The following is a 26,102-nucleotide window of genomic DNA, read 5'->3' as shown; positions in this document are numbered from 1 at the left end:
TTTAATATTCGCGTTTCTTATAAAAAAAGGGACTCTGCACAAATCATACTCTTTTAATGTCCGTGTAGAGGGTGTTCCTCTCTGCAGGAACTCTTCCCATGTTTCTTATTATTCTCTGGAAGTTTTCAGGTTCTGTTTTAACTCCGTACTGTGCCCCTGCTGATTTTGATATGTTCTCCTCGCCCAGTGTTCCTCCAAGGTCGTTTGCACCGGCTGTTAGGCATACCTGGGCAAATTTGAAGCCCAGCTTAACCCATGAAACCTGTATGTTAGGTAAAAGTTCCCTGAACATCAACCTTGCAACTGCGTAGACCTTCAGGTCCTCCACACCAGTTGATCCCGGACTTGAAATTCCACTTCTGTAAATGGGGGTGTAGGTGTGCATGAACGTGAGGGGCACGAACTCTGTGAAACCACCTGTTCTCCCTTGTATTCCCCTTAAAATATCCAGATGTTCCACCCTGTGTTTAAGCTCTTCGATGTGCCCGTACATCATGGTGCATGTTGTTGGAACACCGTTTTTATGGGCAGTTTCAACGATCTCCACCCATTTATCAGTGTTCATCTTGCTGGGGCAGAGGATCTTTCTAACGTCATCGTTGAGAATTTCTGCAGCATTTCCGGGCATTGAATTAAGACCCGCTTCCTTGAGCATTTTCAGTTCATCCTTGAGGGACATTCCTGCCCCTTCTGCACCGTGAAGTATCTCCATGGGTGAGAACGCATGTATGTAAATGTCTGGACATTCTTCCCTGACCTTTTTAAGGATTTCTTCGTAGAAGTACGCATCCACATCCTCATGCAGACCTCCCTGTATGCACACTTCAATTGCCCCGTTGTCCCATGCTTTTTTAGCCCTTTTAGCAATTTCATCAGGATTTAAGAAGTATGATTCACTGCTTTCTGGTTCCCTCTTAAATGCACAGAATCCACAGGTTCCAGTGCACATGTTGGTGAAGTTTATGTTCCAGTTTTTGATGTAGGTAACCCTGTCCCCAACGAGTTCCTCACGAAGGGTATCTGCAGTCATTAAAAGTGCCTGGAAGTCTCTTCCAGTTGTTTTCATTAGTTCCAATGCTTCTTCACGTGAAATTCTGGTTTTTAATGATTTTTCCAGTATCTCCGCTATCTGTGGGTCAATGTTCAACTGCTCAAACATGAATTTTTTTATTCTACTTTGTAACCTTTAAAGTTTTGGTTGGCTAACTATCTCCATTCATGGCACAGTATATTATATCTCATGGCTGAAAAACCTATAAAAACCGATAAATTTAAATATTATTTATTCGAAGGTAAAATAGGAGGTGAAAGTATGGCTGAATTACCAATTGCTCCAGTTGGAAGGATCATAAAAAACGCTGGTGCTCAAAGGATAAGCGATGATGCAAAGGAAGCTTTAGCAAAATCCCTTGAAGAAAAAGGTGAAGAAATCGCTAAAAAAGCTGTTGAACTTGCAAAACACGCTGGAAGAAAAACTGTCAAAGCTGAAGACATCGAAATGGCTGTCAAAACAGCTTAATTTTTCTTCTTTTTTATTTATATTAATTAATATTTGTTTTTTTAAGAATACGTTTATTTTTTTAGGAATAATTTTAATTTAGTTAAATTTATACTATTCTAATTCGTTAATTTTACCATTTAAACAGTTACCAGTTTAAATCTAATAAATTGCTCAAAGGATTATTTACTTTAAAATGTTCACGCAATTGGAATCTGTTCGTATTTTTATGAAAAAATTTAAGTAACTGGTTTTTCAATATAAAATATGCAAGATTGTACATAACTTTTGTAAAAAAATTCGTGACACATGGAGGTAGCGAAATGAGCAGTATGGATAATTTAAAAGAAGCATTCGCAGGAGAATCACAGGCTAACAGAAAATACCTGGCATTTGCAAAAAAAGCTGATGAGGAAGGATTTAAACAAATAGCTAAGCTTTTCAGGGCTGCTGCTGAAGCAGAGACTGTCCATGCACACAACCACCTTGAGATCATGGGTGGAATAAAGAGCACCAAGGAAAACCTTGAAGAGGCAATAAGTGGAGAAACAGAAGAGTTTGAGGAGATGTACCCAAATTTCATAGTTGAAGCTAAGGCTGAGAAAAATGATAAGGCTGTCTGGACCTTCGATGTTGCAAACAAGGTGGAACAGATCCATGCAGTTCTCTACCAGAAGGCCCTTGAAAACATTGGAAACAACAAAGAAGTGGATTATTACGTCTGTGGATTCTGTGGTAACACAGTTGAAGATGAGGCCCCAGAAAAATGTCCAATATGTGGAGCTCCAAAATCTGAGTTCTTCAAGGTGGATTGAAAGCCCATAATTTAGAGGGAAATTTCCCTTCAATCACTATTTATTTTTTTTAAAATTTTTAATATGAATTTTAGTATTGTAAAAAGATTTTAATCACTAAAAAGTTTTGTATCTATTAACCAATTTTTAATTAACCATTTTTTAATTCAATTTAAAATTAAAAAAAAAGTTTAGAGTTTAAGAAGAGCTTTATCAGTTACTTAAACTTCCTTATTTTCCTTCACCATGTTCCAGATATTCTCTGGATCCATTCCTAAATCAAGGATTTCACCAGAATCCGAATCTTCTTCAACCGCCTCAGATTTTACAGGTTTTAAGGGTATTATGTAATCTTCAGTATCTTCAACAGCCAGGCATATTGGATTTACTTGCTGTGTGAAGTAGTTGTAGCCATCCACTGTGTATACCTCCACAATGGCGTGGATGGTTCTTCCCTCAACTTCAAGGGTTTGAGCTACCTGAATTTTTTTTACGTCCTTTAAAAATTCCATCATCACTGGTTCCCCCTGAATTCTTTGAGGACCTTCTCCTTAAAATGTACATCAACATGTTTCGAACTGGTTTGTGTGAGAGTGCACGTAAGATCTCGTAGGTTATCCTTGAAAGCCTCAAACTGATGTGTGCATTACAATCCCCAGAGACACCTTTTCCATCAAGAACAGGGATCACCTCCAGTTGAAGGTTGGGCACTGGTTTCAGGAGAGCGGCAACTGCCCATAAACATCCAATTAAAAATTCAGTGTCAACTGAACTTTCAAATCCTATATTCACCCTTAATAGAATATTTTCAATGTTTATGGAATCTATGAAACCTGTTAAAATGGGTTTAAGATGGGGTAGGGCCTTCAGTCCTAAATGAAGAAATTCTTTTGCTTCATCAAGTTTGAATCCCTTTGATTCCTTCTCGTCCTTCTTTTCTTCCCTTTCAGGTTCTTTCTTTGAAGGTTCTTTTGAAGGTTCTTCTGAAGGTATTTTCCGTGAGACTATTTTTATTCCCATCCACTTTAACTGGAAGTTTCCAACCAGTTTCATGTCATGGAATGAAAGGTCGAAGAAAATATGGAATGGAACCAACATAACAATCCCAATCAGAACTAGAAGGATTATTATGATGGCTGTTAAAAGAAACACTTATTTCCGTCCTTTTCTTCGTTTAGTTCATCAATTGGATTTTTTTATCTATTCTGATCCTTCTGCAGTTTTTGTTTCTTCAGCTTCCTCAGGTTTTTCAGTTTCCTTGTGGTGTTTGTGTTTTTTACCCTTCATCATCTTACCGCCTTGACCCATTATCTCAACGGCAGCCGTTCCAACTTCACCTATGATAGTTGCAAGGGGGTCCCGTGATCTGAGTGATAAGAGTTTAACTCCCTCTGGACCTTCAACACCCTTAAATACCACTATCATGGCTATGGGCTCTATCTTGGCACCACCACCTGATGCTGCACCTTGACCTTCTTCAGATCCTGATTTATTTTTACTTCCACCCATTCCTGCGCCGAAGGCCATTCCCATTTTGGTTACAGGTATGAGAACCTTGTCCTCGGTTTCTATTACCTCACCAATCACATTCTCAATGTTCATAACCTTCCTTAACTCATCCACAGTTGTTTTTATTGGATCTCCAATATCCATTGAATCCACCCCACAGTTTTTTTTTTACAGTGTTCATTATTTTGTAGGTAGGGAATTATAAAATTTATTAAATGGTTTTATCATTGAGAATCAAAAAAAGCAGAACTGAAAACAAAGTTCAACACCAACTGTAACTGAACCTGATTAAAGTAGGATCCTTTGAAAGAAACCCTGAACAAATGATTTTAATTAAAAACATTATAATCTTCTTAAAGGATGTAATAAAATTGTATGGTTTGGGATTGTCTGAGATTTTGGAAGAAAGGTTTTTTTAAGAACAAATTCCAAGTTTTTCATAAAGATTGATGGAATAAGCAGATTTTATGGGGATTTTTCCATGAGGAGTGGAAAAGGTTATATACTACTACAACCATAATTTGGATAGTCGAAGGGGGCCGGTGGTCTAGGGGTATGATACCTCCCTGACACGGAGGTGATCACGAGTTCGAATCTCGTCCGGCCCATTTGCCGTGGTAGTTCAGTTGGGAGAACGCCAGACTGAAGATCTGGATGTCGCTGGTTCAAGTCCGGCCCACGGCACTTAAAAATCTATTTTTTATGAAGTTTCTTTTAAATAACTCATTTTACATCACGTAACCATTCCATAATTTTATATACTCATTTAACGTTTTAAATGGATTATTGTACATGATGAATCCTTTTTCAGCCATTATTTTTATAAAATCCATTTGTTCATCACCCACCATTAAACAACGTTGCCTTGCCATCCAAATGTATTAATAATAAGATGGTTGATATGTTTCTGGAGGATAGCATGGTAAAACAAAAATTCTGTCCACAGTGCGGTTCAAAGAAGATCAAATGGATAGACCCAAACATGTCATTCTGGCAGTGCCAAAAATGTGGTTACAGGGGTTCTGGAGTAATAGAAGATGGAGATCTTGATAAAAAAGTAAAAGAAGCTAAAAAGATGGAAAAACTTCAGAAAAAGCTTATGAGGGGAAGGTAACAGATGAACTACTTCTCCCAAATTCAGGATTAGGTGTTATACTTTTTTTTAAACCAGAGATAAATGAGTCCACCCAAAGCCCCAAAAATGGCGTATAACACTGTGTTGGCCAGTAAGTAGAGAACGCTGAAGGTTAAAATTCCTGTTACACTCCCCATGATGAAACCAACGGTTAATCCATTCATAGCTCCATCAAAGTAATCATCAGTTTTACTGAGGTAGGCTGCTAAAATTCCGGAAATAGCAACTAAGGTAAGGAAGATTGCAGTTATAACTGAAAATCCGAAGGAGAAGTTTAAAGAACTGGGCATCGTCAAAAATATTATGAGTGCAGAACCTATGGCCGCTACTAAAAAGAAGATGATCCCATCAGCAACAGCTATCAACCTTATTCTTTCAAACAGCCCCCTTGTTTCCCCTGGAAAATTAATTTCCGCATCAACATCTGAAGTTGTATTGAACCCAGTTTCATGTCCAGGCTTGTGAACATTTTCTTTGAGAGTAATTAACTTTCCACCACATTTAGAACAGAAAACACCTTCATATTCCTTTTTTCCACAATTGGGACATATAAGATGCTCTTTCTCAGGGACTTGAATTTCGTCTTGAATTTCGTTGATAGAGGTTACAAGTCTTAAATTTCCACCGCACTGGCAGTTATCAAAATCTTCTGGAGATTCATTTTCCCTTAATTCGTAGTATCCACCGCAACTTTCACATATCAGATAAGGCATAAAATCACTAGATTTATATCAGTAAAAACATGTTTTATTATTTTTCATTAGGTTAAAAACAAAAAATTTATTTATAAAAAAATAGATAGATGATTAGCTTAAAAATAAAGTGATTTAATCCTTATGAAGCTTAATAAAATCCAGTTAATATATAAAACCAATTTGATTAAGTTATATCAATAGAATTCCATGAATAACCTCCTCATAAAATGTTTTAAGGGAAAATTAGAGGTTATATTTAATAAACATCCCTTAATGACCATATTTCTTTAAAAGTGTTCCGAGAATTCCTCCTAAAATCGAGAGAAATCCAAAGACTGAAAAGCCCAGTAGAAATGCTGAAGCTCCGCTTACAGCACCCATAAAAACGCTTAGGATAAATCCTACAAGGCCACCATTTATAATTCCTATTTTGTAACTTTTACTGCCTCCTATGTATGATGCCAACATTCCAGAGATGAGGGTTATGACTATGGCTAGTATTCCCAGACCTGCCAGAATATTCGGGGAAAGGTCCGAAGCAACGTGTGGAATATTTGTTCCAACGAGTAACAAAACAGCACATACCATGGAAACTATTAAGAATCCAAATCCTGTTATAACTCCTAGAAGACCCATTACACTGAATACATGTTCCTCAGTTTTTGCATCCATATTCAAAGTACCATTTGGAGGGTTTTGAATATCATTATCAGATGTGAACTTCTCTTGTTTGGAGTTGTTTAAAATTCCCAGTTCATTACCACATTCCAAACAGAACAGCGCTCCTTTAGGGTTTTCAAATCCACAGTGCGGACATTTCTTTTTATCTGCAGCAACCACCTGGATCTGTATCCTTGGAGATGTGTTCCCATTCAAAGATTCTGTGTAATGCAGTCTTCCTCCGCATTCACATTTATCGAAGTAGAAGGATTCCTTTCCCTCATTTAGTTCGTAGTATTTACCGCATTTTTCACAGACGAGATACGACATAAAATCACTGATTCCTTTATTTTGTTAAAATACCCTTTAAATGTTTGTATATTATTCTATCAAAAATGAAACAGGGTTCCAAATCCGTGGGATCATACAGGTGAAAGCATAACCAGCATCATCCCACTAATTATGACCATTAATAAGTAGAAAATGAAGGTGTAATAACAGAATAATATCAATTTATCCATTGAATTCATAAAATCTGTAGGTTCATCCATTTGAGAATTCTTCAGAAAAATAAAAGAAAAGTAAGCTGAAACAGTAACTGACAGCATATAAATAGTTGAAGATCCACCCAGACCATATTTCGGGAATAAACTATGTAAAAATTCTGTGTCCCCAAGGAGTGCCAAAAAATACAAGGTAATCGAACCGAAAATGATACCTGTAAAAATGAAACACTTCTGGAGGTAACTATTTCTAAGCTCATTTTTCATGTCCTTGAGGAAAAGGAAAGTTAAACTCAACAAGATAACAATTACAACTATTAAATAGAAAATCCAGTTGTTATACAGGAATCCATAGTAAAGGGGGATCGTTGTGAAGGTCAAAACAATGAACCCGGAATTTGTAAGGAAATTACTCGAAAATAAATTATTCAAATGTTGATCCCTGTAATTTTGTTCATCTTGAACTATTGACTGATAAAGTTTTAATTCTTTATCCACTTCTTCTTTATAGGTTTTTATATTTTCAGTTTCATGTGAATCAAAAGCGTTGCAATTAGCCAGAGTTTTGGAGTATCTTAACTTACCTCCACATTGACATCTATCAAAATCATCAGGGGATTCCCCAACATCAAGCTCGTAATATCCACCACAACGTTCACAGATAAGGTACGACAAGTAGTATCACCATTTCATCTATTGTTAAGATACCACTTAAAAACATTTGCACCAAATTAACGCATGAAACAAAAATTGTTCCAATTTTAGGCACGTGGAGGCTTTGATTTTTACTTAACGATCCCCATGAGGTAAGTGTTCTTTGTAAGGGTTATATCAGCATCAACAAAACTTCCAGGTACAGCTTCTGGAACAATTACCTGTTTATATGAATTTGTTCTGGCTACATAACCTCCTTTACTCCCTTTTCCAATTACAAGGATGTTCTGGGTTGAACCTTCAAGTTTAAGGTTGTTTTCATAGCTTATTCTGTACTTGAGATCGTTCAGGGCTTTTGAACGTTGCTTCATGGTTTTGTGGTTTATCTCCTTGAGTGAGGAGGATTTTGTTCCTGGCCTGTGCATGTACTTGGATATGTTTAAAAAGTCCGGTTTCAGCTTTCTAATTAGGTCCAAGGTGCCTTCAAAGTCTGAATCATCCTCTGTTGGGTATCCAACTATGATGTCTGTTGAGATGGATATTTCAGGAATTTCACTGCGGAACCTCCTTGCTATTTCCATGAACTCATCAACGGTGTGTCCCCTGTTCATGTCCATCAGCACCCTGTCACTTCCACACTGAATCGGCATGTGGATGAATTTGTAGACCCTTGGATTTTTAAAGGCTTCAAGAAGACCATCAACATCGTTCATCATGCTTTTGGGGTGCATCATACCCACACGTATCCTGAAATCCCCCTCAATAGCTGCAACTTCATTTATGAGATTTGATAAAGAGGTTCCATTATCTTTACCGTATGCTGCAGTGTCCTGAGCTGTTATCTCTATCTCAACACAGCCCTCTTCAACTGCCCTTCTTGCCTCTTCCACTATCATCTCCTGGGGGTAGCTTTGAAGACTTCCCCTTGCAAAGCGTGTGCAGCAGTAACTGCAGTTACCATCACATCCTTCACATATCTGAATGATGTGGATGAGCGGATTTGAACGTATTTTGGGAAGGCATACCTTGTAATCTGTACCGTAACCTGTTTCCCTAACCACTTCACCCTTTGAGATGGATTCTATTACCTCTGGTGTGGACGTTACCTTGTGGGGACCTATCCAACTTGCGAGTGGTGCCGCCCTCTGGAGTTTTTCAGGGTCTATCTCCACCATGCAGCCGGTTATAACAAGCTTCTTATGAGGATATCTGTCCTGAATCTTCTTCATATGGTTTATTATTTTTTGTTCCGTTGGTTTTTTAACGTAACATGTGTTTAAAATCAGTACATCCGCTTCTTTGGGATCTTCAACCAGTTCTTCACCCTTTTCTTTGAGAAGACCTGCCATTATCTGGGAATCTGCCTGATTAAATGTGCAGCCAAATGTTTCAATGTAAACCTTCATTTTAATCCTTTTTATCAATTTTTTTTAATGGTCTATTTCAAGTTCATGTCAATGTTAACTGAGTTGTTTAAAGAGTATATCCTAAAAAATTATCTTTTAACTTAATTTGATCATTTAATTAAGTTAAATGAGAAAAACAGAATAAGCATTTCATTTGTCCACCAGATCCGAGTAAACCCGGTTATCACTCTTCAGGCCATCCGTGCTCCCCTATCATTGGTACGAACACAACTCCACCAAGTCTACGGCTTTTGAATTCATCTGCGGAAATTCGTTCAACACAAACAAGTTCCTGGAAGTAATCTATGGATCCAACGGGCAGTATAAGTTTTCCACCTATTTTAAGCTGTTCTTTCAGGGGTTCTGGAATTTCTGGAGCACTTGCAGTTGCATATATCCTGTCGTAGGGTGCTTCTTCTGGATAACCCAATGTTCCATCACCTGTGATGACTGTGACTTTATCTGAGTATCCTGTTCTTTTAAGGTTATCCCTGGCCTGTTTTGCAAGGGATTCCAGGCGTTCTACTGTGAATAAATGCCCATCATCTCCTAAGAGTTCTGAAACAACTGCTGCATTGTATCCAAATCCAGTTCCTATCTCCAGAACCTTCATACCTTCAGTTAAATTGAGTTTTTCGCATATTATTGCCACCATGTGTGGGGCTGAGATTGTCTGACCGCCCCCTATTGGAAGGGGCTGATCAGCATAGGCATAGGGCTTGTTCTCAGGAGGTATGAACTCCTCCCTTGGAACCTTCAGCATTGCAGCCTTTACCTTTTCAGTTCTTATGTAACCCTGGTTTAAAAGTTTATCCACAAGACTGTCTCTTCTTGTCATTTTCAACCCTTTTAAACTTATTTTTTTAAGTTAGAATTCATCTTCATCCTCTTCATCACGAATGTTCACAAGTTTGGGTGTCAGGTCGTATTGATAACGGGTTTCAGGTTCAACTGGTCTTCCATAAACCCTTTTTATTACCCATGCCTTTGCAAAACCCTTCCTCATCTTTCTCTCAAGGGTTTTCATTGAATTCACCCTGAAAAGGACATCCCCAAGTTTCATGATGTCTCCAACTGTGAATTCAAATTCCCTGTCAACTTCAACCTTCCTTGAAAGAATCCTTCCATGGTAATCCACTGAAATACCCACCCTTGCAGGTATATTTGTGTATGAAGCCCATATGGTTTCTACCTCTGTTGCAATGCTTTTAGGCACTCTTCCTCCGCGCTTATTTTCCACGGATGTTACCTCTGCTGGACGTCCATCCACTTCAAAAACGTTGCCAACCTCAATGATCTCGTCTGGATAGATTTCAACTGAGGATTTATGGGACTTCTCAAATTCACTCACAACAACCCTGCATTCAAGGGGTTTTTCAGGGATAACAGTTTCCCGGAATATGTTTCCGCATTCGTTACACTGCAGAAGAAGTTCCTTTGATTTTTTACCCTTAGATTTTAATACTTCAAATGATTCTGAATTACATACAGGACATTTCATTTTTAACTCCTCATTACATTAAATTCAATATTCTCAATTCAATGAAAAATTTTTATCTACTCATTTCAACCGTACAAATTATTCTTGTACAAATTATTCTTAAAAACTGATGTTATTAATACGAATTATAACAATCCAAAATCATTGTTTTTAAATGGATTATTTGAGTATTTTTGAATAAATTGCTTAAATTTGATTATTCAAAAATTATAATAGAGTATCGTTGTTATTTAATGGGTTAATTAAACATTGTCACTCATTCTTAAAGTAAAATTATTTTAAAAATTTGATGTTCTTATTATAAGATTGGAGTGGGGTATATTTAGAATTATCTTATGACTTAAAAAAAATCTTTGGGGCTAGTAACCTTGGCTTAATATACTCCTTGATCGTATTGATGAGTCAAAAATCTTCCCAAAAATCCTTCCTTAAAATTAGTTCTTGAATAAAAATGTAATTTGAGGATTATAAGAGATTTAAAAAAGTCAGATCAATAGTTTGAAGGGTTTAGGGTTTAAATTTTTTAAATTCCCTAAATCGATCCATTTATTGTGTGGATCCTGCCTCTTTCTCCTTGAGGTAATGTTTAACCAGACCTCCATCCGCCAGTATCTCCAGCATGAAGTCTTTGAATGGCTGGATCTGAAAGTTTTTACCTGTTGTGATATTCTGGATCAATCCATTTTCAAGGTTTATCCTTAAAACATCCCCCTCCTGGGCTTCAACATCTGCAATGATCACTGGAAGTCCCACGTTTATTGCGTTTCTGTAGAATATTCTTGCAAAGGATTTTGCAACGATTGCAGATACACCTGCATGTTTGAGGGCAACTGGTGCCTGTTCACGTGATGATCCACAACCGAAATTCCAGCCTGCAACTATTATATCTCCCTTCTGGACTTTATCTGCAAATTCTGGGTCTTCTGCTTCCATGACATGGGATGCAAGGTCATCTGGGCTGAAGGTTCTGAGGTACCTGCCTGCTATGATCACGTCTGTGTCTATGCTGTCTCTGAATTTCCAAACTTTTCCTTCCATTGTTTCCATGATTTAACCTGCAAGAATTTTATCATTCACCCAATGTTGCACCATTATTCAGGGCCTTTGTTATAATAATTTTACCACCAACATCTTTCATGGCCTCCTCTGCTGCACGTGATATATCTGTGGCATAGGTATCAGTCACTGCATAAAGAGTTGGTCCAAAGGAACTCATACCCACACCTGCTGCACCTGCTTCAGTTAATGAGTTCATTATATCTTTTATGCGAGGGTTTTGAAGTTTATGTTCAATACTCTTAAAACCAACATCCTGCACCATGTTAAGGGCAGAGCCAAATGAGTCCAGATCTGCTTCAACCACCGCTGGAAGCATCTTCATGAGGAGTACGTGTGTAAGTTTCTCAACAGATCCCAGGGGTATTGGACAGTTGCTCTGGAAGATGTTGACCTCCTTGCTTCCTGATGCTCCAGGTTCAACGTTTGGTATCACAAGAACTATCTTCCAATCCTCTGGAAAATCATGCCTGGCTATTATTGGTGGAGGTGATGCGTGTGAAGCTGATGAAGGTAAGAATCCTGGCTTTTCAGCCTTATTATGACCGCCATCAACTATGAATCCTCCTTTATCAAATGCTGCAACACCTATTCCAGATGTTCCTCCCCTTCCAACTATACTGGCTATCTCACTTGCTGTTAGATCCAGGTCATTCATCTTGGATATAAGCTTTCCTGCTGCAAGGGAGAGTTGTGTTCCTGATCCAAGACCTGAATGGGAAGGATAAGTTTTATCAACTGTGAATGTGAATCCTTCATTGATCTTAAGGTGTTCAACCATCTTCAAAGCTGCTTTTTTTATTTTGATGGTGTAATCATCCATGAGTTCGCTTTCAAGCTTCTCTTTTTCACTGAAGACAACTTCAATACCAGATTCTAGGGTTTCAGCCCGAACCTGCAGTTTCGGTTTCTGAAGGGTTATGCCAACACCTCCATCGATCCTGCCGTAGGCACCGTTGAGATCTATCAATGTTACATGAAGCCTTGATGGGGTTTCTATTATCAATTCAACTACCGTTATTCTTTGTTTAATGGTTTTGAGAATTTTTTCTCGATTTCTTCTCTGTATAATGTGTTCATTGAGCAGAAGGGTATTATTCTTCCATCAGGTACTGCGTAGTGGATAACGCATCTTCTAACCCTATCCTGGTCGAAGTTCCATGGGTCCATGAAGTGCATGCATGATACAAGGAGGGATTTGTAGTGGAACTGTCCCAATGCATCGTAAGATCTTTCCTTAAATATTTGGGAGAGTATTCCCTTAATATCAACGGATTCTGGGGATTTTGACATGTCAACTGTTCTTGGAAGTTCCATTGAGGCCCTTGCAAGCACCTTTGCCTTGGCCATTATACCTCCATCAGTCAGATCCTCGCTACTGCTTTCAAGAAGATCGAAGAACCTGTCAACATCAACGAACTGTGTGATTGGAATCATTTTATGACCATTGTGGTCATCTATGAAAACGTATGTTGCAGTACCGCAGTGTGGATGGCAGGTGAATGTAACCTGAGGAGTTCCACCCTCTATTGCCTCAACGAATTCAGAAACTGGAGTGACACAGGATGCAGGATAGAAATCCTCAACCTTTATCTGAGAGTCTGTTTGTTCTTCCACGAATTTTGTGAAATCTGGAATGGTTACCCTCTGTTCCTCAACCTCTTCAGCAGGAGTTCTGCCTGCAAAGGATACTGGCTGGAAGTTCACGCCCCTGATGATATCAATGTTATCAACAGCAAAATTAATTATATCTCCAACTTGATCATGATTAATTCCCTTTATGAGTGTGGGCACAAGAACTATTCCGAGGCCTACCTTTCTACAGTTCTCTATTGCTTCTAACTTAATTGAGAGTATGTTTCTGTTTCGTATTTTGAGGTATGGCTCCTCTGTAATCCCATCGAACTGAAGGTACACTGTGTTTAATCCAGCTTCCTTGAGTTCCCCTGCAAGGTCAGGGTTTTTGGCAAGTTTTATACCGTTGGTTGCAATCTGAGTGTGTGTGAAACCCTCTTCTTTTGCAATTTTTATGAGTTCAACTATGTCCTTACGCACGGTGGGCTCTCCACCAGCGTACTGAATTGCAGGTGTTGGAACCGGCTTATTATTTCTTAAATTGCGCAGCATTTGCCTTATATCTTCCTGAGACGGTTCATATAAACGTCCGGAAACTGCTGCATTTGCAAAACAAACTGGACATTTCATGTTACATCTGTTTGTAACGTCTATAAGTCCAAGGATTGTGTGACTTTCATGTTCTGAGCACAGCCCACAGTTCTGGGGACATTCACCCTCAACAACTGTTTGAGGATTTTCAAGGCCCCTTCCCTCTTCACCGTATTCAACGGCCATTTTGTAAAGATCACTGTCACCCCAATAGGTGTTTTCAAATTTTCCATGCTCTTTACATTCTTTTTTTATTATGATCTTGTCTTCGTCCTCGCAAACTTCAGCATCTACAACCTTAAGACACTGGGGACACAGACTTTTGGTTTTCTTTATAACCATTATCTCACCCTATACAATAGTTTATTTAATAGATAACATAATTATAATCTTGTTTTAAATTGGAGGTAAACTAACTATGGACTCAAGTATTATCAGTGTTTTCAATTTAGCAGTCTATGCTATATACTTTATGTTACCAGCATATCTATCAAATGTTACAGCTTTAACCTTTGGCGGTGGAAAACCACTGGATTTCAACAGGAACTTTCGCGACGGAAGGAGACTGATCGGTAACGGTGTAACCATCAGGGGCACCATCATTGGAACCCTCATTGGAACATGCGTCGGAACGATACAGGGAATCATCTCTGGAGATATTCTGCAGGGTATACTTTTAGGCCTCTGCCTTGGCGGAGGAGCCCTTTTAGGAGATGCCTGCGGAAGTTTTATCAAACGTAGATTGAACATCGGCAGGGGAAGACCTGCACCAATCCTTGACCAGCTCGACTTCGTTGTTGGGGCTCTGCTGCTTGCATCCTTGGTGGTTGTAATTCCATTCCAACTGATAATTGTGATACTTGTTATAAGTGTATTTTTACATCTTGGAGCCAACATCATTGCGTACCTTTTAGGTATGAAGGATGTTTGGTACTGAACCCCCAAATCTAAACTATTTCAAGATAGCAACAATTTTGATATAATTGTGTTTTATAATGTATTATGTTTAGTAATAATATTTTACGATGTTAGTTTGTTGGATAAAGAATTACTAAATTTATCCTTTTTTAATTCATTCCTTTTTTTTATTTTTAAATTTTATTTTAAATGAATTGTTTAATTGTTTAAAACATATAATGAAATTTAATGACCTTTTGGTTAAAAAACGGGGCAATACGTTATATGTTTGAGTATGACAGATTTTAATTGTTTTCTCCATAATTAGGAGAGTACCCCATAATTTTGATGAAATTTTCAACCCAATGAAATTTTCAAGTTTTGCCACATTATAAAAACTCTTTCAATGGAGGGTCATACATCATGTTCATTTACAGATAGATCATTGTTAAACACTTTCTTAGATGATTCCCTAACTACAGAACCTTGAAACATGCATCTATAAGATTGTAGGACATTGTAAAAGCTTCCTGGTTTCCAATCCATTCTGGAATTTCATAAACGAACATGGGTGTTCCTCCAGAAACTATTAGTGCATCAACCTTGGTTATTGATGAGCTTTTTGGTTCGCTGCTTGTGGACCTTTTGTAGTAATTGAAGCTTGGCAGGAGCTGCTGTACACCAGTGGCCAGGGTCACTGATTCAGAATCCATAACCGGTGTTGCGATATAAAAACCTTCACCGTAACCTTTTTCATGGTCATGGCAGACAATCACAAGGTCGTAATTTGATTTATCCACATCTGGGACCACGTATTTATTCACAAGATTTTCACCGTTTGCACGGCCCACTGTGAAGTCCTGTGGACTGGCAGTAACTGTTACCTTGTAGTTAACAATTTCCACGTTGTGCGTGAGGGCATAGGCTTTTATTGAATAGGGTACAACTGTTTTTGAAACATTTTCACGGGAATGCATACCTGTTACAATTGCAATCTTTGCAGAGGGGTTTGAATAATGGGAGTAAACCTCCTTGGTAACGTAACCTGTATCATCTGAGCCAACACTTGAGGTAACACTCCAGTTTGCAAGGATAAAAACTCCTACTACCGCTGCAACTATAAAAACCAAAATTAATGGGATTAACTTGTACTTTCCTGCCATGAAATCACTCGATCCATTTTATAACTGATATCTAATGCCAATGCCAAACTTGTAAATGAACTACTGTTTCCAAATATCCGGTTTAAACTTCTCTTTTTTATCTTATATTAAAGATTAAACCAAGATAAATCGTTTAACACTCCCCTTATTAAAACTTTGCTTAAAATTAATTTTTTTAAAATAAAATAGTTCTATTTAAATAGTGAGATCATCACCTTAAAAAAGAGATCATCACCCTAAAGAATAATAAAAAATAGATTGGAGATTTAAACATACTTTAAATCCAAACTTTATTCGTTACGGAGGTATTCTTCCATTAGTATGGCTGTACCCACAGCAGGTGCTACAACACAGTCTTCAGCACTTATGATTTCATCCATTCCCCTTGATTTTAACCCTGCAAGTTCACAGGCCCTTTCACAGATTATTTTCATTCCAAGGCCTGTTGTGACAACCGTGTCAAGTTCATTTCTCTTTGAAACTTCAAGGAGGGCTTCGGCAACCCTGGCAACCTGTGCTTCATGTACGTACTCTGCTATCTCCAGAATATTGTCCCGGGTTAGAACATCCATGTCTCCACATATGACCCGTGAAATTCTTCGCATACACTCTTCGGTGGATTTTCCTGCACCGTCGGGTGTGCTGCAGATGTAATCTGATTCTTCAATGTTTCCAAGGACCATGTGAATGTCTGCAGTTAGTGCGAAGAGTTCTGAAGCCACACGTACCCATTCACCCCCGAGCGGTACTTTATCCACCAGGGCTGCTACGTTGGTTCGAAGCGTGCCTGTGTAGACAAGTTCTCCTGTTTTAAGGCGTTCAAGGTCTGATCTTCCCTTCGCACATTCTTTTCCATTTTTTATTGGGATTATGTCAGTGGTTGTGCTGCCTGTGTCTATCATTATGCAGTCTGGAGATAACTGCGCAGCTATTGGTGCTGTTGCAACCCAGTTTGCAGCTGCAGCCTTTAGAGGATCCTTCTTTATCCCTTGAAGATCCATTATGCCATCCAGCCCAACGAAGCCCACAGGAACCTTGAATGTTTCATCAGACTTCATGGCCACATCCAAAACTCCTTCTTTTTTGGTTTTATAAGCATCCACAAGTTCTGCGGTCATGGACACTGCAACTGCATCCAATTCATGGAGTTCAGATCCCAGAAGTTCCAGGAGTGCATCTCCAAGCTCATCGTTCTTCATCCACATTGGAAGATATTTAAAATCTGTTTTTATACCTTTAATTTTACCTGATTCATTGAAGTCAACAACCGCAAGGTCTGTGTTTGCACCTCCAATGTCAAAGCCTGCTATTTTCATATTATCACGTGTTAAAAGTCTTTAAAAGCATACAATGTTTTAATTCTAACGAAATCTTTTATTTAATGAAATATTTAATGGATTTAATGAGATATTGTTGAAATACTTGTTGAAAACACTTTTTTTTAATTTAAGTTTATTAATTTAAAAATTTAAAGTTTAAATTAAGTTTAACGTTCCAATCTTAACATGTTAATTAACATTAACCCATAAATCCATTTTAAACCCTTTTCATGGTCAGATCATTTCCAACCTTCTGAAATTCAATTGTTCCATCAATTGAAACATTCTCTGGAAGTTTTCCATGTACAGATTCCAGTATGGCCTCTCCAAGGTTGAAGTTCAAAATCTGCCTCAGGGCAACGTAGGGTGTTGTGAGTCTAGAATTTACTTCAACTATTTTCACATCCTCTGCAAGTATCACATCAACCCCAACATAACCCCTCAAACCGGGAATGGATTCTACAGTACTTTTTGCAATTTCCATTGCTCTTTGAGAGAGTTCGTGTTCAAGGGGTACGTGACCACCATTGTAATCTATTTTACCATTCTTCAAATGGACGTTCTGAAAGTTCAAACTCAATGGAAGTGCATTCTCACCATCAGAAAGTAAGCTGACACTTGCAGTCACTCCCTCAACGTAGTCCTGAAGAATGAAGTACGGGAGATTGGTGAACTTTTTCACAGCATCCACAGCATCATGGAAGGCCTTGAAGGAATCCACAACATGAACACCTGTGCATGAAACCCCATCTGCAGGTTTCACAACCTTGAAGATTTTTTTTCCTATTCCCTCTGAAGATCCGTAAATTTTTTCTGGATTTTTAGCCGTATCAAAGAGTGATCTGTAAATTTCAGTACCCTTAGAATCTTCAGATTCCAGATCTTTGAAACACACCTTTTCGGTTTTTATTAACGCATCTAAAACCGAATCATCATTTTTAGTTGAACCTTTGAGGGATTCGTACATCCTGTATTTATTGGTGCACGTCATCACAGCATCTGAGCTGGATCCAAGAACCTCAACTCCAGCCTCTTCAATGAGTTTGGTTAGATCGTGGAGTATGAGATCTTCCTCAGGTGCTATTAGGAGACAGGCATCGTAACCTTGAATGTTTTCAGTTAACCATGTTTCAACATCTCCTTTAATCAGTATAGGTCTGCAAATTCCTTCATTCTTCGGTATTAAGCTTTTCAAGGTTTGTGATAGCAAGTAATCCGCATCCATACTCTCAAAGTCATATATGAGTCCTGAGAGCATTGCTCTGCCTTCGGCTGTTAATGCAGGATCTTCCATGCCCATGGCTGTTGCAAATTCGAAAATGAGTAGCTTCAAATCTTTTCAACTCCAGTTAGTGTTTCTCATGAGAAAAAGGAAATTTTCATTCCCTTAGTTAATGTCAAACCTGTTCACAAGTACCTGTTTATCCTTTAAATCAAGATCAGGAACTGGAAATTGGGCTTCAGTACCATTGAAAACTATGTTTATGGTTGATCCCTTGTTTTTATCTTCAAATTCAGATACTGACATCTCCTCGTTTATTTGGAGAAGTTCTCTTCCAGCATGACTCATTATATGCTCTGGAGCAGTTATCTGAAGTTTTCCAGAACTTGAAGCATCTAAAATTGCATTTAAGATTTTCTCCGAAGCTTTCCCATCACCGTAGGGGTTGGCTGCATCACTCATCTCTTGGTAGGCTGATTCATCACCTGCTATTCTCCTGAGGTTTTCAAGGATCTTATCCTTTGATGAACCAACAAGGATGTTTCCACCTGCTGTTACAGTTTCTGGTCTTTCTGTGTTGTACCTGAGTGTTAAACATGGCACGTTCAAGGTTATGGCTTCTTCCTGAAGTCCACCTGAATCAGTCATTATGAAACGCGAATTCGAAAGCAAAACAAGGAAATCAAGGTATCCTATGGGTTTGGTCATGAGCACGTGAGGTGCGTTTTCAAGTTTCTCATAGATACCAAATTTTTTGAGGGTTTTCACGGTCCTTGGATGGACAGGGAACACCACATTGATGTTTTCAAGTTCAAGAAGGGCATCCATAACCTCCTGAAGTCTTTTAGGGTCATCAACGTTCTCTGCCCTGTGCATGGTGAGTGTTAAAATATCCCCCTGAACATCAATGTCTGATAGTACTGTTGAACTTTTCTGGGCTATTTTAAGGTTTCTTATGCATGCATCAACAACTGTGTTGCCTGTTACAAATATTTCATGTGGATCCAGTCCTTCAAATATGAGGTTGAGGGCAGATTCCTCTGTGGGTACGAAGTAAAGGTTCGATGTGACATCTGCAACCTGCCTGTTTATTTCTTCAGGCATGGTTTTATCATAGGAACGAAGTCCTGCTTCAACGTGTCCCACTGCAATGTGGAGCTTGCTTGCTGCAAGGGCTCCTGCAAGAACTGCATTGGTGTCTCCCTGAACCAGAACTATGTCAGGTTTTTCAGCCACAAGAACATCCTCTATCTTTTCCATCATTGTGGCTGTCTGTTTTCCATGGGAACCTGAACCAACACCTATGTTGAAGTCTGGTTTTTTAAGTTCCAGGTCAATAAAGAATTGGTGGGACATCTCATGGTCGTAGTGCTGTCCAGTGTGAATTAAAATATATTCTATTCCCCTTTTTTCTATTTCATCAATTACAGGGGCCATTTTGATGATTTCAGGTCGTGTGCCTATTATTATTGCTATTTTCATGTTTTATCCCTGTTAAAATGAGTTTTCCTATTTAATTGTTTGGATCTTATTTTTACCTGTTTTAAGATTTTAGTTAATATTTTTAGACATAGATTTATCTCTTTCTCTTAGCACGATATTCATCTATAACCTTTAAAAGTTTTTTCTTGTCCTCATCAAGGATCCTGGATTCCATGGTTTTGTGCCAGTTTTCAATCTCTTCTTTGAGTAGTTCAGATTCCACCACTGCAAACTCGTCTATAACCTTAAGGTTGAGGTTCTCTGCAGCGAGTATTGGGACCATGTTTCTTTCAAATTCTTCTTCAGCAGGGTGTGATATCTTATCTTTGGTTATGACTGCCTTAACCCCCATATCAATGAGCAATGATGCAGTTTGTGAACCTCCACCCTCTGAACTCATCAAAAAAACCACATCTCCCTTTTTTATTTTCCAGTACTCACATGCACGATTTATTCCATCCCTTGTGAATGATTCTATGATCTTAACTGGAACAACGTTCCCTGAAACTTCAAGGGATTCCATTCCCCTGATCAATTTTAAATTCTTTTCAAGTTCCTTTCGTCTTGATCTTTCCTCGCTGTGCTTTTTTTGAAGATTTTTTATGATTTTGACCTTTGAGGCCACCTCTTTCTGGAGCAGTACGTCAGTGGAATATTTATGGTACATCTTATCCATTTTAGATTGTAATTTCGACACTTCAGACTGTTTCATGGTGATTGCACTTTCAAGGGATCTGTTTTTGGCCTTCAATTTTTTTATGGCTCTTTTCTGTGATTTTATCTGCTTTTTAAGTCTTGAAACTGTTTCCCTGTAACCTTCCAGTTCAGATTCATACGAATCTTCAGAGGTTCCAGATACTTCCATGGACATTGGAACATCCATAACTTTCCTTTCAAATCCTATTTCAACAGTGGAAAGCTTACGGGATTTTTCAGCTTCAATATTCTCTAAAACCTGTTTTATTGCCTTGGTTATGGGAACATCATTTATAACCATTATCTTTACAGTGTCCACTGCATCTGCAGGTAAATTGAAACTTTTTGCCCGTTTTTCGATCTGCAGAAGTTTATTTTGATAGTCCTTGTAGGTTTTAACAGCCGCTGCCAGAGCATCCCTTTCATGAGCATTCTGAGAGATCTCATGGGAAGGTACAACCTTTGAACGGTCAACAGATGATTTTAATTTTAGATAGGCATCCACAAGTTCTGTCTTTGATTCCACAGACATTACCTGGTAAGGCGAATGTATCCTGGAGTTTAGGATTGAAGCAAGTTTTTTAACAGTTTTTGGCGGTGGATAAACATCTGTTGCAATTAAAGCGGTTTTACCATATTTTATTATATTTTTTATCACATCTGCACGTGATATCTCCTTAAAACTACCTATAAAAAGAATTTTACCTTCAAGGTCCAGGATCGCCAGGCCTACCGTAAGTCCTGGATCGAAACCAACGATTATGCCCCTCTGCCCATCAAGGGTTTTTTCATCCTTTAAAAATCTATCTGAACCTGTCATCTGATTTAAACCATGAATATTCTTATAAACCAGTTAATTTCCCCCGAATATTCTTTTAATATCAATCCACATGTTTATTATAGGTTTATCTAATACTTATTATTTTCTTGTTCCATTTTCACGGAGTATCATTCCTGATTTTTGTAAAAATGCTTAAAAAATGTAAAAAATGTTTAAAAAAGGTTATATTTAATAAAACGTTGCCAAGTTAAAATTGATTAAAAATTAACGTTATATCTAGTTATTCTAAGCTCAAACTTCGAATTATTTCCATTTCAACTGCCGCAGCCCGTATTTTCTTGAGGTATTCCTCATGAATGCTCTTTAAAAACTTGGTTTTTGCATAGGAATCCTCCTTAAATTCGATTCCATCATAAACAACATCCATGAGTATGAGATTTTCTGGAGGTGCCGGGAGAACTATCTGGTTTATACTGGGATTGAGGAGTGTTTCAAGTTCATCCACATCCATTTCATCAGTTCCAACCATTAAAAGAACATTGACCATCTTTCTTACCATGTTCCAAAGGAAACTCTGCCCCACCACATCGAAAACCATACAGCCCGGGTCTTCAAATATTTCAATGGATTTTATGGTTCTAACAGGACTTCTCTCACTTTTCTTTGATAGGTTGTGGAAGTCATGGGTCCCCACAAAGATTTTTGAGGCAGACTTCATCTTTTCAATGTTGAAGGACGATCCACTCAGGGGATCCTGGGTAAAAACATATCTGTAATGCCTTTCCATTGCAAAACGCGGATTGAAGTTGGATGGAACCTCTGTGTATGCCAGGATTCTTATGCTTTGAGGTAGTAGATCGTTTATCTGGTTCACTATCAAGTTCTGATCCGTGTCAAACGACACAACATTTCCAAGGGCATGAACTCCCCTATCAGTTCTTCCAGCTATTGAATAACCTGATTTTTCCGGTGCATCCATTAGATCCACCTTCTTGAAGGCTTTGATAAGCTCTCCCTCGACTGTCTGGAAATTTAACTGCCTCTGAAATCCGTGAAAGCCATCTCCAATATAACCTACCTTCAAAGCTACCCTTACCACTTCATCACCCTTAAAAAACTATTCAAACCAATGCAATTAAAATAATTTATATTTCAATTCATTAATTGTTTTTAATCCGTTAATCTCTTTAAATATCTCCTTTAACTGATATTCTCAATGACCTGTGGTTATTTCCCTAAAATTTTTGTTCCAAATTCAAATATTATTTAAATTGGAAGAGAAGATCAACATCCTGATTTTATCATTGTTTTTATGATTGTTTTATATAATATTTTAATTCAATATGTTCCCATGAAAGGTTCGATTCCCGGAATACCCATGGAAGACCCCGGAGAGCAAGAGTGCACTCCCAGTGATTCTAAGCGTTTTATGAGTAAAAAATGGGGATATTTGAGCGTAATAGCTGCAACTCTTCTATTTGGAATCTGGAACACCTTCAATAAAATTTTACTGCAGTATCTAGATCCAATAGCCCTTTCAGCAATTGTTTACTGTATTGCAGGTGCTTTTCTATTTACAATACGTTTTTCGCCCATTAACAATAGGATAATGTCCTTTTTAGATGCGGACTGTAGTGCTGAAACCCATATTTCACGAAGAGATTACATGATACTGATAGTGACCGCAGTTTCAGGGTCCGTTGTTGCACCTATCATCTATTTGAACGGTTTAAAGATGATAACAGCTGTCACCGGCTCTTTGCTCATGAACGCTGAAATACTTTTTATAATCCTTATTGGAGTGTTCTTTTTAGGGGAAACTTTGAAAAGAAAGGACATATTTGGGTTTCTCTGCCTTGTAATTGGAACAGTGTTTCTTGCAACCAATGGAGGTTCAGGGAATCTTTCAGGAAATTTAACAGGTAACCCTGGAACACTACTTGTGATAGTTGCAGCGTTCTTCTGGAGTATAGACACGAGTTTGAGCAAATTTTTAAGTGGAAAAAGAGATTTACTCTTTGTAAGTGCACTTAAATGCTCCATAGGTGGCTTGATCCTTCTATCACTCTCCATATTAGTGGGATCAAGCTTCAACGTTCCAATGAACCACCTTCCATACCTTCTCTTCATAGGGCTTGTTAGTATTGGTTTCTCATTCGTGCTTGTTTACTTCGCCATCAGAAAGATCGGGTCAACAAGAACAGGATCCCTGTTCTCACTTTCATCCCTCTTTGGAGCCATATTCGCCTTTGCAATCTTAAGTGAACCATTCACCCTGCTCCAGCTTGCATTTGGACTTTTAATGCTTCTTGGAGTTTTTATCCTCTACAAGAATGGTACATGAAAAAAATTTAAGGAACGGAAAGAACCGGATTATTAAGAATTGATATTATTACAAATTGGTTTATTTCAAGAATAGATAAATGGTTATTGATAAAAGGAAATAGAATTTAATACTACAATTGGAATGAAATTCATTGAACTATGATTTATACAAATTAATTCGTTGATAAAATTAACGTTGTCAGTCAAAAGAAAATCAGGGTTCAAAGAGAAAAAATTGAAAAAAAGATGAAATTTTATGCTCATGAAAAGAGCTCATGAAAAGGAATGAAGTGATGAAAATGGTTCTTTCAAAGGATGATATGCTCATAATTCCAGCGGTGGATATAAAGAATGGTAAGTGTGTTCAGCTGGTTCAGGGAAAACCTGGAACTGAACAGGTGATAATAGAAAACCCTGAAAAGGTTGCAAAGGACTGGGAAGATAGGGGAGCTCAAGTTTTACACATAATAAACCTTGATGGTGCCTTCGGTGACTCTGAGAGGAATGCAGCAGTTATAGATAAGGTCCTCCATGAGGTTTCTGTCCCTGTACAGCTTGGAGGAGGTATAAGAACCATCGAAGATGCTGTCAAACTCCTGAATATGGGCGTTGAACGGGTTATACTCGGTACAATGGCTGTTGAGAACCCTGAAAATGTCAGCATGCTTGCAGATGATTTTGGAAGTGATAGGGTGATGGTTGCCCTTGACAGCAAGGATTCTCAGGTTGTTGTGAAGGGTTGGACTGAAAAAACAGATAAAACAGCCCCACAGTTTGGTAAGCTCTTTGAAGAGAAAGGTGCAGGAGGTATACTCTTCACAAACGTTGATGTTGAAGGTTTGCTCCAGGGATTTGACACCCAACCGCTAATTGAACTTCTTGAAGCAGTTGAAATACCTGTTGTATATTCTGGAGGAGTTACATCTATTGAAGATGTTGCAAAACTCAGCAGGACAGATGCTGCAGGTGTTGTGATTGGATCAGCACTCTACAGGGGCAAAATGAAGTTCGAGGATGCACTGAAGTATCAGAGAATATCATGAAACGTGCCCCTACTTCTTACTTTTTTACTTAATTTTACTTAATTTAATTAATTTAATTAATTTTAGTTTTGATTCAATTTAAGTTAAAATGACGCCATTGAATTTATAATGGAAGTTAAATAGCTTTGAATCCCCTCATGAGAATGCCTTTTTCTGCAGTTTCAACCACTTTCCTCATTCTGAGTATCTGATCTGGATTGGTGGAGATCGAGGTTATCCCATAATCAACGAGTTTTTTAACGATTTCTTCATTGGATGCTGCATGTCCACAGATGCAAGTTTCAATTTTCCACTGGTTGCACATTCTTATGATACGTTCAACCATCTTCATAACTGAACTGTGCATTAAATCGAAGTGTTTGGCCACTTTAACACCTCTACGGTCAACTGCAAGGGAACACATGGCCAGATCACTCATTCCAATACTTACGAAGTCCATGCCTTCATCCATGAGCTCGTCCAGGGTGAAGACTGCTGAAGGTGTTTCAATGGATGCACCCACCTCCAAATCTTTGTGGGGTTTTATTCCAACTTCTTTCATTGCCCTTTTTGCTTCCCGGTACTCTGAAACATCCCTTATGAAGGGTATCTTAACTCCAAGATTGTCGTAGCCCTGATCAAGAAGTGTTCTCACTGCCCGGAATTCCGACATGAGAATCTCCGGGTTTTGAAGATCTTTCTGTATTGCCCGGAGCCCTATTAGTGGATTGGATTCATCTGGTTCAATTTCACCACCTTCAACCCGTTTCAGTTCATCGGTTGGTATATCAAATGTCCTGAACCATACTGGTTTGGGATAGAAAGCATCCACAATCTTTTTCACACCCTTCACAATAACTCCGGTTAATCTTCCCTCTTTCTGGAGTAGAGCTGGATGTTTTCCGGTGTTGAGTATCATGTTCTCGATCCTTATGGATCCCACTCCATCTGCAAAGGGTGCGACGCTTGCTGCAATTTCAGGCACGTTTATGTTCACCTTAACACTGGTTGAGGGCCTGCAGACTTCTAAAAATTCCCTTTGAGATTCAATTTCAATGAAGCCAGCATATATGTTACCTGTTTTTCCATCAACCGTTACTATCATTCCATCTTCCAGGATGGAAGTTCCCTTCTCTGTTCCAACTATACATGGAACCTGCATTTCCCTTAGAACTATGGCAACGTGGCTGGTTATTCCGCCGTAGTCGGTAATCACAGCCCCTGCATTTTTGAGGTGGGAAAGCATGTCCCTTGATGCCCTTGAAACCACAACGATCTCCCCACCCTCAAGTCCATGGAGATCCTCATGAGTTTCAACCTTTTTAACCTTCCCTATGCCAATATAAGAACTTGTACCAATTCCTTTAAGAATTATCATACATTATATTCTTTATTTTTTGTTGTAGAAATATTTTGGGTATTTGGATATTTAGAGAGTTGGAAACATCTTTTATCCTGGAAAAGTGGATTTTGAAGTGTTAAAACTCAATAAAATAATTAAAAACTCTTTTTTTCAGATTAAAATGAAAGTATAGTTTGCTTGGGAAGATCTCTTTAAATTGAAGGTCCTCAGATTATCTAAAAAATTATCTAAAAAAATAGGAATGTCGAAACTAGC

The 26,102-nt window shown here is 38.3% G+C and carries 26 protein-coding genes and 2 tRNA genes; 8 read left to right on the top strand and 20 right to left on the bottom strand.

Going from position 1 to position 26,102, the window contains the following annotated elements:
• Nucleotides 1-43: 43 nt before the first annotated feature.
• Complete coding sequence (gene cofH, locus MCBB_RS03550) at nucleotides 44-1,159, bottom strand: 5-amino-6-(D-ribitylamino)uracil--L-tyrosine 4-hydroxyphenyl transferase CofH (protein ID WP_071906478.1); 1,116 nt, start codon at nucleotides 1,157-1,159, stop codon at nucleotides 44-46.
• 153 nt (nucleotides 1,160-1,312) lie between these two features.
• Between cofH and hfoA2 the strand changes: the two genes are divergently transcribed.
• On the top strand, nucleotides 1,313-1,519 hold the full coding sequence (hfoA2, locus tag MCBB_RS03545; protein ID WP_071906477.1) for a histone HfoA2: 207 nt from the start codon (nucleotides 1,313-1,315) through the stop codon (nucleotides 1,517-1,519).
• A gap of 302 nt (nucleotides 1,520-1,821) precedes the next feature.
• Nucleotides 1,822-2,313 carry a rubrerythrin family protein gene (locus MCBB_RS03540; protein WP_071906476.1) on the top strand — a complete coding sequence of 164 codons (492 nt, stop codon included), beginning with the start codon at nucleotides 1,822-1,824 and terminating at the stop codon, nucleotides 2,311-2,313.
• 200 nt (nucleotides 2,314-2,513) lie between these two features.
• Here MCBB_RS03540 and MCBB_RS03535 read toward each other — a convergent pair whose 3' ends face one another.
• From MCBB_RS03535 to MCBB_RS03525, 3 genes are all read right to left on the bottom strand, one after another.
• Nucleotides 2,514-2,807 (bottom strand): hypothetical protein, encoded by a 294-nt coding sequence (locus tag MCBB_RS03535; RefSeq protein WP_071906475.1) that lies wholly within the window; start codon nucleotides 2,805-2,807, stop codon nucleotides 2,514-2,516.
• The gene (locus MCBB_RS03530; protein WP_071906474.1) at nucleotides 2,755-3,390 is read right to left on the bottom strand and encodes a hypothetical protein; all 636 of its coding nucleotides are present in this window, start codon (nucleotides 3,388-3,390) and stop codon (nucleotides 2,755-2,757) included. Before MCBB_RS03530 ends, MCBB_RS03535 begins: the two co-directional genes overlap by 53 nt.
• A gap of 102 nt (nucleotides 3,391-3,492) precedes the next feature.
• Nucleotides 3,493-3,945 (bottom strand): GerW family sporulation protein, encoded by a 453-nt coding sequence (locus tag MCBB_RS03525; protein ID WP_071906473.1) that lies wholly within the window; start codon nucleotides 3,943-3,945, stop codon nucleotides 3,493-3,495.
• 392 nt (nucleotides 3,946-4,337) lie between these two features.
• On the opposite strand from MCBB_RS03525, the gene MCBB_RS03520 reads away from it, so the two are divergent.
• From MCBB_RS03520 to MCBB_RS03510, 3 genes are all read left to right on the top strand, one after another.
• Nucleotides 4,338-4,409, top strand: a tRNA-Val gene (locus MCBB_RS03520).
• Between the two features lie 3 nt (nucleotides 4,410-4,412).
• Nucleotides 4,413-4,485, top strand: a tRNA-Phe gene (locus MCBB_RS03515).
• A gap of 235 nt (nucleotides 4,486-4,720) precedes the next feature.
• The gene (locus tag MCBB_RS03510) at nucleotides 4,721-4,915 is read left to right on the top strand and encodes a hypothetical protein (RefSeq protein WP_071906472.1); all 195 of its coding nucleotides are present in this window, start codon (nucleotides 4,721-4,723) and stop codon (nucleotides 4,913-4,915) included.
• Between the two features lie 29 nt (nucleotides 4,916-4,944).
• On the opposite strand, the gene MCBB_RS03505 is transcribed toward MCBB_RS03510, so the two are convergent.
• The 9 genes from MCBB_RS03505 to tes form a co-directional block, all read right to left on the bottom strand.
• Entirely contained in the window at nucleotides 4,945-5,649 is a 705-nt protein-coding gene (locus tag MCBB_RS03505; RefSeq protein ID WP_071906471.1) for a hypothetical protein, read from the bottom strand.
• Nucleotides 5,650-5,901: 252 nt separating this feature from the next.
• Nucleotides 5,902-6,621, bottom strand: a complete 720-nt coding sequence (locus MCBB_RS03500; RefSeq protein WP_071906470.1) for a zinc-ribbon domain-containing protein — start codon at nucleotides 6,619-6,621, stop codon at nucleotides 5,902-5,904.
• A 92-nt stretch (nucleotides 6,622-6,713) separates the two neighbouring features.
• The gene (locus tag MCBB_RS03495; RefSeq protein ID WP_071906469.1) at nucleotides 6,714-7,469 is read right to left on the bottom strand and encodes a hypothetical protein; all 756 of its coding nucleotides are present in this window, start codon (nucleotides 7,467-7,469) and stop codon (nucleotides 6,714-6,716) included.
• A 110-nt stretch (nucleotides 7,470-7,579) separates the two neighbouring features.
• The gene (locus MCBB_RS03490) at nucleotides 7,580-8,854 is read right to left on the bottom strand and encodes a tRNA (N(6)-L-threonylcarbamoyladenosine(37)-C(2))-methylthiotransferase (RefSeq protein WP_071906468.1); all 1,275 of its coding nucleotides are present in this window, start codon (nucleotides 8,852-8,854) and stop codon (nucleotides 7,580-7,582) included.
• Between the two features lie 184 nt (nucleotides 8,855-9,038).
• The gene (locus tag MCBB_RS03485; RefSeq protein ID WP_071906467.1) at nucleotides 9,039-9,692 is read right to left on the bottom strand and encodes a protein-L-isoaspartate O-methyltransferase; all 654 of its coding nucleotides are present in this window, start codon (nucleotides 9,690-9,692) and stop codon (nucleotides 9,039-9,041) included.
• 30 nt (nucleotides 9,693-9,722) lie between these two features.
• Complete coding sequence (locus MCBB_RS03480) at nucleotides 9,723-10,355, bottom strand: HVO_0476 family zinc finger protein (protein ID WP_071906466.1); 633 nt, start codon at nucleotides 10,353-10,355, stop codon at nucleotides 9,723-9,725.
• A 546-nt stretch (nucleotides 10,356-10,901) separates the two neighbouring features.
• Nucleotides 10,902-11,402 (bottom strand): homoaconitase small subunit, encoded by a 501-nt coding sequence (gene hacB, locus MCBB_RS03475; RefSeq protein WP_071906465.1) that lies wholly within the window; start codon nucleotides 11,400-11,402, stop codon nucleotides 10,902-10,904.
• Nucleotides 11,403-11,424: 22 nt separating this feature from the next.
• Nucleotides 11,425-12,417, bottom strand: coding sequence for a beta-ribofuranosylaminobenzene 5'-phosphate synthase (locus tag MCBB_RS03470; protein WP_071906464.1), 993 nt, complete (start codon nucleotides 12,415-12,417; stop codon nucleotides 11,425-11,427).
• An 11-nt stretch (nucleotides 12,418-12,428) separates the two neighbouring features.
• Nucleotides 12,429-13,919, bottom strand: a complete 1,491-nt coding sequence (tes, locus tag MCBB_RS03465) for a tetraether lipid synthase Tes (protein ID WP_071906463.1) — start codon at nucleotides 13,917-13,919, stop codon at nucleotides 12,429-12,431.
• Between the two features lie 76 nt (nucleotides 13,920-13,995).
• On the opposite strand from tes, the gene MCBB_RS03460 reads away from it, so the two are divergent.
• On the top strand, nucleotides 13,996-14,514 hold the full coding sequence (locus MCBB_RS03460) for a CDP-2,3-bis-(O-geranylgeranyl)-sn-glycerol synthase (RefSeq protein WP_071906462.1): 519 nt from the start codon (nucleotides 13,996-13,998) through the stop codon (nucleotides 14,512-14,514).
• Nucleotides 14,515-14,950: 436 nt separating this feature from the next.
• Here the strand turns inward: MCBB_RS03460 and MCBB_RS03455 are convergent, their stop codons facing one another.
• From MCBB_RS03455 to truA, 6 genes are all read right to left on the bottom strand, one after another.
• Complete coding sequence (locus MCBB_RS03455) at nucleotides 14,951-15,637, bottom strand: hypothetical protein (protein WP_071906461.1); 687 nt, start codon at nucleotides 15,635-15,637, stop codon at nucleotides 14,951-14,953.
• A gap of 290 nt (nucleotides 15,638-15,927) precedes the next feature.
• Complete coding sequence (locus MCBB_RS03450; RefSeq protein ID WP_071906460.1) at nucleotides 15,928-16,953, bottom strand: hydantoinase/oxoprolinase family protein; 1,026 nt, start codon at nucleotides 16,951-16,953, stop codon at nucleotides 15,928-15,930.
• A gap of 220 nt (nucleotides 16,954-17,173) precedes the next feature.
• Nucleotides 17,174-18,289, bottom strand: coding sequence for an ATP-grasp domain-containing protein (locus MCBB_RS03445; RefSeq protein ID WP_071906459.1), 1,116 nt, complete (start codon nucleotides 18,287-18,289; stop codon nucleotides 17,174-17,176).
• Between the two features lie 54 nt (nucleotides 18,290-18,343).
• Nucleotides 18,344-19,660, bottom strand: coding sequence for a non-hydrolyzing UDP-N-acetylglucosamine 2-epimerase (gene wecB / locus MCBB_RS03440; protein WP_071906458.1), 1,317 nt, complete (start codon nucleotides 19,658-19,660; stop codon nucleotides 18,344-18,346).
• 94 nt (nucleotides 19,661-19,754) lie between these two features.
• Complete coding sequence (locus tag MCBB_RS03435; protein WP_071906457.1) at nucleotides 19,755-21,176, bottom strand: DUF460 domain-containing protein; 1,422 nt, start codon at nucleotides 21,174-21,176, stop codon at nucleotides 19,755-19,757.
• A 241-nt stretch (nucleotides 21,177-21,417) separates the two neighbouring features.
• On the bottom strand, nucleotides 21,418-22,236 hold the full coding sequence (gene truA, locus MCBB_RS03430) for a tRNA pseudouridine(38-40) synthase TruA (RefSeq protein WP_071906456.1): 819 nt from the start codon (nucleotides 22,234-22,236) through the stop codon (nucleotides 21,418-21,420).
• Between the two features lie 252 nt (nucleotides 22,237-22,488).
• Between truA and MCBB_RS03425 the strand changes: the two genes are divergently transcribed.
• Both MCBB_RS03425 and hisA read left to right on the top strand, forming a co-directional pair.
• Nucleotides 22,489-23,481 carry a DMT family transporter gene (locus MCBB_RS03425; protein ID WP_331709799.1) on the top strand — a complete coding sequence of 331 codons (993 nt, stop codon included), beginning with the start codon at nucleotides 22,489-22,491 and terminating at the stop codon, nucleotides 23,479-23,481.
• A gap of 280 nt (nucleotides 23,482-23,761) precedes the next feature.
• Nucleotides 23,762-24,505, top strand: coding sequence for a 1-(5-phosphoribosyl)-5-[(5-phosphoribosylamino)methylideneamino]imidazole-4-carboxamide isomerase (hisA, locus tag MCBB_RS03420; RefSeq protein ID WP_071907973.1), 744 nt, complete (start codon nucleotides 23,762-23,764; stop codon nucleotides 24,503-24,505).
• 115 nt (nucleotides 24,506-24,620) lie between these two features.
• Here the strand turns inward: hisA and MCBB_RS03415 are convergent, their stop codons facing one another.
• The gene (locus tag MCBB_RS03415) at nucleotides 24,621-25,862 is read right to left on the bottom strand and encodes a putative PEP-binding protein (protein WP_071906454.1); all 1,242 of its coding nucleotides are present in this window, start codon (nucleotides 25,860-25,862) and stop codon (nucleotides 24,621-24,623) included.
• Nucleotides 25,863-26,102: the final 240 nt, after the last annotated feature.

Origin of the sequence: Methanobacterium congolense, assembly GCF_900095295.1 — an archaeon.
GTDB lineage: Archaea > Methanobacteriota > Methanobacteria > Methanobacteriales > Methanobacteriaceae > Methanobacterium_C > Methanobacterium_C congolense.
The sequence above is the reverse complement of the archived record's forward strand: the minus strand, read 5'-3'. Positions and strand labels throughout refer to the sequence as shown.

Excerpts from the sequence above, each read along its gene's own strand:
- cofH (WP_071906478.1), bottom strand. The coding sequence starts at position 1,159 with ATGTTTGAGCAGTTGAACATTGACCCACAGATAGCGGAGATACTGGAA.
- hfoA2 (WP_071906477.1), top strand. The coding sequence starts at position 1,313 with ATGGCTGAATTACCAATTGCTCCAGTTGGAAGGATCATAAAAAACGCT.
- MCBB_RS03540 (WP_071906476.1), top strand. The coding sequence starts at position 1,822 with ATGAGCAGTATGGATAATTTAAAAGAAGCATTCGCAGGAGAATCACAG.
- MCBB_RS03535 (WP_071906475.1), bottom strand. The coding sequence starts at position 2,807 with ATGATGGAATTTTTAAAGGACGTAAAAAAAATTCAGGTAGCTCAAACC.
- MCBB_RS03530 (WP_071906474.1), bottom strand. The coding sequence starts at position 3,390 with ATGTTGGTTCCATTCCATATTTTCTTCGACCTTTCATTCCATGACATG.
- MCBB_RS03525 (WP_071906473.1), bottom strand. The coding sequence starts at position 3,945 with ATGGATATTGGAGATCCAATAAAAACAACTGTGGATGAGTTAAGGAAG.
- MCBB_RS03510 (WP_071906472.1), top strand. The coding sequence starts at position 4,721 with ATGGTAAAACAAAAATTCTGTCCACAGTGCGGTTCAAAGAAGATCAAA.
- MCBB_RS03505 (WP_071906471.1), bottom strand. The coding sequence starts at position 5,649 with ATGCCTTATCTGATATGTGAAAGTTGCGGTGGATACTACGAATTAAGG.
- MCBB_RS03500 (WP_071906470.1), bottom strand. The coding sequence starts at position 6,621 with ATGTCGTATCTCGTCTGTGAAAAATGCGGTAAATACTACGAACTAAAT.
- MCBB_RS03490 (WP_071906468.1), bottom strand. The coding sequence starts at position 8,854 with ATGAAGGTTTACATTGAAACATTTGGCTGCACATTTAATCAGGCAGAT.
- MCBB_RS03485 (WP_071906467.1), bottom strand. The coding sequence starts at position 9,692 with ATGACAAGAAGAGACAGTCTTGTGGATAAACTTTTAAACCAGGGTTAC.
- MCBB_RS03480 (WP_071906466.1), bottom strand. The coding sequence starts at position 10,355 with ATGAAATGTCCTGTATGTAATTCAGAATCATTTGAAGTATTAAAATCT.
- hacB (WP_071906465.1), bottom strand. The coding sequence starts at position 11,402 with ATGGAAACAATGGAAGGAAAAGTTTGGAAATTCAGAGACAGCATAGAC.
- tes (WP_071906463.1), bottom strand. The coding sequence starts at position 13,919 with ATGGTTATAAAGAAAACCAAAAGTCTGTGTCCCCAGTGTCTTAAGGTT.
- MCBB_RS03460 (WP_071906462.1), top strand. The coding sequence starts at position 13,996 with ATGGACTCAAGTATTATCAGTGTTTTCAATTTAGCAGTCTATGCTATA.
- MCBB_RS03455 (WP_071906461.1), bottom strand. The coding sequence starts at position 15,637 with ATGGCAGGAAAGTACAAGTTAATCCCATTAATTTTGGTTTTTATAGTT.
- MCBB_RS03450 (WP_071906460.1), bottom strand. The coding sequence starts at position 16,953 with ATGAAAATAGCAGGCTTTGACATTGGAGGTGCAAACACAGACCTTGCG.
- wecB (WP_071906458.1), bottom strand. The coding sequence starts at position 19,660 with ATGAAAATAGCAATAATAATAGGCACACGACCTGAAATCATCAAAATG.
- MCBB_RS03435 (WP_071906457.1), bottom strand. The coding sequence starts at position 21,176 with ATGACAGGTTCAGATAGATTTTTAAAGGATGAAAAAACCCTTGATGGG.
- MCBB_RS03425 (WP_331709799.1), top strand. The coding sequence starts at position 22,489 with ATGAAAGGTTCGATTCCCGGAATACCCATGGAAGACCCCGGAGAGCAA.
- hisA (WP_071907973.1), top strand. The coding sequence starts at position 23,762 with ATGGTTCTTTCAAAGGATGATATGCTCATAATTCCAGCGGTGGATATA.
- MCBB_RS03415 (WP_071906454.1), bottom strand. The coding sequence starts at position 25,862 with ATGATAATTCTTAAAGGAATTGGTACAAGTTCTTATATTGGCATAGGG.